This is a genomic window from Halomicronema sp. CCY15110, assembly GCF_016888165.1.
Lineage (GTDB): Bacteria > Cyanobacteriota > Cyanobacteriia > Phormidesmidales > Phormidesmidaceae > Halomicronema.
This window is the reverse complement of sequence record NZ_JACSWC010000264.1, coordinates 1-1,141: the sequence shown is the minus strand read 5'-3', so window position 1 is coordinate 1,141 and position 1,141 is coordinate 1. Positions and strand designations below refer to the sequence as shown.

At 57.1% G+C, this 1,141-nt stretch carries 1 protein-coding gene; it reads left to right on the top strand.

Annotated features, from left to right (window positions below):
• The coding region (locus tag JUK32_RS10775; protein ID WP_239112543.1) for a transposase at positions 1 to 1,121 on the top strand (1,121 nt) is incomplete at its 5' end.
• Between the last annotated feature and the right edge of the window lie 20 nt (positions 1,122 to 1,141).

The window sequence follows — 1,141 nt, the reverse complement described above, 5'->3', positions numbered from 1 at the left end:
GGGCGCACCAAGCGCACCTGACGACTTGCTTGTGGATGGTTATCGCCTTGCTCCACAGCGGCGAGGTCAATCTCACCCGTTGGTTAAGTGAGATCCCTTGCGGCGGGCACTTCGCGCAAAGTAAACAGAGACGGGTGCAGCGGTGGTTACACAATCCCCGCATCAACGTTCATCGTCTCTATAAACCGCTGATTCGAGCGGCGCTAGCAGCTTGGCAAGACGACGAACTTTACCTCAGTCTGGATACCTCCTTGTTCTGGGAAGAATACTGCCTGATTCGCTTGGCCGTGGTCTATCGCGGTCGAGCCTTACCGGTGGCTTGGCGCGTGTTGCATCACCGCAGCGCCATGGTTTCCTTTGCGGACTATCGCGCCGTGTTGCAGCAGGCGACCACCTGTTTACCGTCCGAGGTTAAGGTGATTTTGCTCGCCGACCGCGGCTTCGGGCACACGGACTTGATGCGCGCCCTCTCCCAGCAGTGGCACTGGCACTATCGCATTCGTTTGAAACAGGACACCTGGGTCTGGCGACGCGGACACGGTTGGCGTCAACTGCAAGATTTCCATTTCCAGCGCGGGGAAGCGCTTTGCTGGCACCACGTCTATTTGCACAAGGAGGCCCGTTATGGCCTGGTGCATCTGGCCTTTGGACGCAATAGCCTGAATGGCGAGTTGTGGGCGGTCGTGAGTGACGAACCGACCACGCTCCAAACGTTTGCCGACTATGGTTTGAGATTTGACATTGAGGAAACGTTTCTCGATGACCAATCCAATGGGTGGAACATGCAAAAGTCGGGTATTCGCTCAGTGGCGGCCCTCTCACGGCTCTGGTTGATTTTGGCCCTCTCGACGCTGTACGTCACGGCTCAAGGGACTACCGTCGTCGCTGCTGGCAAACGGCGGTGGGTCGATACACACTGGTTTCGCGGCAATAGCTATTTCCGCATCGGCTGGGAGTGGGTCAAAGCCGCGCTTAATCACGGGTGGCGATTAATTCGTCGGGTCAGGTTTCGCTCCTATCGCGACCCTGAACCCGTCATGGCTTCGCGAACGCAACATCACAAACGCCTCTGTCGCCTGGAGTTCAAGGTTCAAACCTGCAGGTATCCGCCTCCGGACTAATCTTTTGTCAGTCAATCAGG